We start from the raw sequence: 4,690 nt of genomic DNA, 5'->3' as shown, positions 1-4,690 counted from the left end.
CACCCCTTTAGTTGTCATGTAGCTTTGAACTTTATCAGCAAGTTGCAAACCGCGTGTTTCGGAGTCGGCTAAGGACGTTACCTGAAAAGCTTCTGCCATTTGACTACCATTAACATCGTCATTACAGCCGTTAACTTCCAAAAATTGACAACCATCCAAGGCAAATACGCCTTTTTCATTACCAAAATAATCAAGACCCACTATTTCGTCCCAACCTGCCATACCATGAGCCAAAATAATCGGGTATTTTGTTTTTTGTGCTTCGGCATGTGCCTGTTGAGCTGGAAGTGACAAACCCAGTGATAAAAGCACTGAAGCAGCCAGTGTGGCCAGTTTTTTATAATTCATAGTGGCTTACCTTTGTTATTGTTTATTAGTTTTCATTGTTGATGAGGGCTTTACTATGTATTAGGTTGTTTTTTAGCCCCTTGTGTGGATAAAAGATAATCCTCAACTACAAATATTACTTGTAAGATTTTCTGCCTTTTGTCGGAAAAATAAAAATGTATTGATAAAAAGCGAAAAACTTACAAGAAAAATTGACGTGATTTACATAATATTTAGCTAAAGAACGTCAAAGATATACTTTTAATGACGTAAAAATAAAAATAACCGCTTTCAACAAAAACAATAAACTCGATTAACGAGGCATCAGATAGTGGGCAAAGTTACACATACCAATATGCTTTTAACGAAGTCAGACATTTTAGAAAAACAAATGATAAAGTCGCCTATGCAATTGCATTTATGGGAGCATCGTTCATTATTTTTGGGGCTTATTCCTGAAGTTGTTGAGTTTGTGCCAGCCTGTGCTTGGTTGTTAGTCGGCTTAAATACGCCATTTGAAATTTCCATGAATGATAGTCCGCGTATTAAAACCCATCTTGCCCTTGTGCCAGCAGGGGGGGAAGTGCGTTATGTGCCAGAGGATGGTATTTTGGCCTGTTGTTTTTTGGATGTATTGAGCCGTGATTATCAGCATTTGGCAAAACGAATGAAGCCTGTATTAGATGGTTTGTATGTTTTAGATAACGATTTATTTGCAGCACAAATCATTAATAATTTAAGAGATTTATATTTTAATCCTATAGAGCCTACATTGGTTTATGAACAGTTTGTCAAAGCCTTAGATTTACCTTCACCAGAGCCAGAAGGCCAAGTTCAAGAATCAATCGCAAAAGTTGTAAATTCAGTACGATTATCAGCAACAGAAAATTTAACTAATGGTCATTATGCTGCTGAAGCAGGTGTTTCTGAAGAGGTATTAGCTCGTTGGTTTAGACAGGTGACTGGTTTAACCTTGCGTAGATATAGAAATTGGCATCGTTTATTTTTAGCAGCATGGTTGATGCAGCAAGGTGTTTCGTTAACAGAAGCAGCTCATGAAGTTGGTTTTTCTGATGCAGCGCACTTTAATCATGTTTTTGGAGAAATGTTAGGTCTTAAACCTTCATTTATACAACGAGCAATGGCTGTAACCAGAATTTATTTAGGTGGTATGTTAGCAATAGATGGTATGGTAATGTATCAAGCAGAGGGTAATAATCCATGAAAAAACAACAAATAACCCCCAAAAAATCAGATAAAAATAGTCAAAGTTTTCGTAAAATTGCGATGTTTAGTAGCGTTGGTTTAATATTTGCTAGTCTAGGATTGTTAATTTGGGTTGATAGTAACAATAGTGAAAATTTTGCTAAATCTATGCAACAGTCAGATAAAAGCACTCAACAAACAAATAACTATGCTCCAGTCTCAGCACAAGTTACATTAGCCAATTTATCAATGGACAGCTTAAATGCAGAAGAAAAACAATTAGGGACAAATTTACAAAAACGTTATGGCAGCAAATTGAATCATCCTTATTGGCGATTACAAACGATTGAATCTTTAAAACGTTATTTAATGGAAAAATACCCTAATGATTGGATGGCTCGTTTAAAAGCGATGTTAAAAATATTTTTTCCTGCTGAGTACGATAAGTTATTGGCTTCTTTAGATGCAATGGAAATTTATAACGATTGGATGGCACAGCTAAAGTATTCAACAACGTTTAGTTCTAAAGAGGAAAAGCTGCGCGCGATTTGGGATAAGCGTATTCAGTTATTTGGCGAAGATGCCAAAATTATTTGGCAAGCACAATTAAAACAAGAAAAAGTAGATGCCACTTTACAACAACTAGATAAATCTAATTTGCCCCTTAACACCAAAGTTGATCGTTATGTGCAAACATTAGTTGATGTTTATGGTAAAGAGGCCGTTGATCCCGAAAAATCACATCCTGTTCAACAAATGGAAGGCTTATTAACATTAAGTTCAGTACAAGATGAACTACATAGCCTAGCGCCTGAGCAACGAAAACAAGAATTGCATCATTTGCGTAAAGCCATGGGTTTAGATGATGCCGCAATTAAACGTTGGGATGAATTGGACGCAGAACGTGCTCAACGTGCCGAAGCAGGTGCATCTTATATGCAAGAGCGTGCAGCATTAGTTAAACAATACGAAGGAGAGACCCTAAAAGTACATATTCAAGCCTTGCAATTACGTAAGTTTGGCGCAGAAGAAGCACAATATATTCGTAATGAGGAGGAGGGCGGATTTTATCGTTTTCAAGAACGTCAGCAAATTGGCATAAATTAAAACTACCCTTTGTCGAAACCCTACTAAAGAGGGGGGAAACTAAATAAAGCTTTAACTACTATCACGCCCATGAAATTGCCTTAGGCAGAAACTGTCTTTGGTCTATTAATCTAAAAAATCTCAGGGGCAAATAATAATGAAAAAAACATTAATGTCGATTTTATTGACGACTACAGCCATGCTTTCGCAAATGAATACTGCTTTAGCCGATAGCCAAGCGGTTGTTTTTGTTGGTAACAATTGGGATGGAACGGTCAATGTTTTTAATAATCAAAATTATTCTAAAGTAGGCGTAATTAATGTTGTGCCAGATAAACAAGCACGCATGAAAGAGATTTTGCTTAACCCAATTAAATTAGTAGCATTTCAAGCCGTACGTAATTTAATTGGCGAAGGACATGACCAACTTGTTGATGATATGTATAGCAGCAATGATGGTAAATTATTAATTGCTTCTCGTCCTAGTTTTGCAGATGTGGTGGCAATTGATATTGCCACAGGAAAAATCGTGTGGCGTTTTGTTGTTGATGGTTATCGTTCTGACCACATGGCATTATCTCCAGATGGAACAAAAGTTGCGGTTTCTGCTTCAACGGGTAATGTCGTGCATATTTTAGATGTTAACACAGGCAAACAAGTCGGCAAATTTGCCTCTGGCAATTCCCCGCATGAAAATGTCTATTCCAAAGATGGCTCAAAAATTTATCATGCCAGTATTGGCTATGTTTTTACCCCATTAGACCCATACTTTTTTGATTGGACTAAAGGCGAAAGAGTGTTTCAAGTCGTTGATGCCAATAATTATCAAATCATCAAAAAATTTAATATGGCGGATAAGTTAAAAGCTGCAGGTTTAGCGCATTTAAGCCCAGCAGTAAGACCAATGGCTCACACGCCAGATGAAAAGTTCTTTTATTTCCAATTATCATTTTTACATGGTTTTGTAGAATACGATATGGTCAATGACAAAGTAACTCGTTTGGCAAAACTACCTAACTTAGTTCCCAATATGCCATTAGAGCAATATGTTAATGATTCAGCACATCATGGTATTGCCATGAACAGTGCAGGAACAACATTATGTGTTGCTGGCACAATGGATGATTATGTTGCAATTGTTGATCGTGCCACATTTAACTATAAAATTTTAAAAGGTTTGGGCGAAAAACCTTATTGGGTCACATCTAATAAAACAGGTGATCGTTGTTATGTCTCATGGAGTGGCACCGATCAAATGTCGGTGATTTCATATAATACAGGCACAGAAGTAGCAAGAATTAATGTTGGTGACCATCCCCAGCGTATTCGTGAAGGTTATGCACCTGCGGGTTGGATGAATTAAAAAACGGTGAAAACCATGAAAAGACAAACTGTTTTTTCTAAGTGGCTGACACTGATGCTTTTAAGCGTCACTGATTGCTCAGTGACGTATGCACAAGCATTACCAACGGTCTCATACTCAGCTACTCAAATTATTGAAACTGTACCCGGCCCGTTTAGCAATAAAATTTATATGGCTGCAAACAAAGAGCGTCAAGACGCAAATTTAGGAGGAGCTATTGTTTCAACGATTATCCGTCATGACAAAGGTGTGGCTTGGTTACTTATTCCAAGTAGCAAGCATTATCAAGAAATTGATATAAAAACGGTAGGATTAGCGTCTGTCCATCGTTTATTGGAACAAGGCAATAAAATTGAATTAGGCTATCAGCAGCTTAATAATACCAAAACAAAAAAATTTGCTGTTTATACTGAACAGGAAACCGCACCAAGTTTTTTATGGTTGTCGGAACAGGGGATTTTATTAAAAGCAGAGATTTTAGAAATAAGGCTATGGTGTTACTCAACCATGTCAAATTAAATACATCTAATACTTCCATGAAATAATGCATAAGCAGAAAATATTACTATCAGTTCTGGCCCTGTACAAAATATAACTAAAAGGTGGTCATAACCTTCGCGAACCATACTTCAAACTTCGAGGAGTTGAACAAAACAACTATTACCTCAGTACAAAAGATGAGCATCTTGAAACCCTATAAATTGAGAA

General features: G+C 36.8%; 4 protein-coding genes and 1 pseudogene. 4 read left to right on the top strand and 1 reads right to left on the bottom strand.

Annotated features, from left to right (window positions below; translation table 11 throughout):
* Positions 1–348: pseudogene (locus Q0212_RS07375) on the bottom strand (hypothetical protein); the annotation flags it as partial.
* A 370-nt stretch (positions 349–718) separates the two neighbouring features.
* Between Q0212_RS07375 and Q0212_RS07370 the strand changes: the two are divergent.
* From Q0212_RS07370 to Q0212_RS07355, 4 genes are all read left to right on the top strand, one after another.
* Positions 719–1,552, top strand: coding sequence for a helix-turn-helix domain-containing protein (locus tag Q0212_RS07370; protein ID WP_297924089.1), 834 nt, complete (start codon positions 719–721; stop codon positions 1,550–1,552).
* Positions 1,549–2,640, top strand: a complete 1,092-nt coding sequence (locus Q0212_RS07365) for a hypothetical protein (RefSeq protein WP_297924087.1) — start codon at positions 1,549–1,551, stop codon at positions 2,638–2,640. Before Q0212_RS07370 ends, Q0212_RS07365 begins: the two co-directional genes overlap by 4 nt.
* A 136-nt stretch (positions 2,641–2,776) precedes the next feature.
* Positions 2,777–3,982 carry a YncE family protein gene (locus Q0212_RS07360; RefSeq protein WP_297924085.1) on the top strand — a complete coding sequence of 402 codons (1,206 nt, stop codon included), beginning with the start codon at positions 2,777–2,779 and terminating at the stop codon, positions 3,980–3,982.
* Positions 3,983–3,997: 15 nt separating this feature from the next.
* Positions 3,998–4,501 carry a hypothetical protein gene (locus tag Q0212_RS07355; protein WP_297924084.1) on the top strand — a complete coding sequence of 168 codons (504 nt, stop codon included), beginning with the start codon at positions 3,998–4,000 and terminating at the stop codon, positions 4,499–4,501.
* The last annotated feature ends 189 nt before the right edge of the window (positions 4,502–4,690 follow it).

The sequence above is a fragment of the uncultured Agitococcus sp. genome (assembly GCF_937920075.1).
Classification (GTDB): Bacteria; Pseudomonadota; Gammaproteobacteria; order Pseudomonadales; family Moraxellaceae; genus Agitococcus.
This window is presented reverse-complemented; position numbering and strand designations above follow the sequence as displayed.

What these genes read in the sequence shown, in the direction of transcription:
- Q0212_RS07365 (WP_297924087.1), top strand. Translation starts at nt 1,549, where the DNA reads ATGAAAAAACAACAAATAACCCCCAAAAAATCAGATAAAAATAGTCAA.
- Q0212_RS07355 (WP_297924084.1), top strand. Translation starts at nt 3,998, where the DNA reads ATGAAAAGACAAACTGTTTTTTCTAAGTGGCTGACACTGATGCTTTTA.
- Q0212_RS07360 (WP_297924085.1), top strand. Translation starts at nt 2,777, where the DNA reads ATGAAAAAAACATTAATGTCGATTTTATTGACGACTACAGCCATGCTT.
- Q0212_RS07370 (WP_297924089.1), top strand. Translation starts at nt 719, where the DNA reads ATGATAAAGTCGCCTATGCAATTGCATTTATGGGAGCATCGTTCATTA.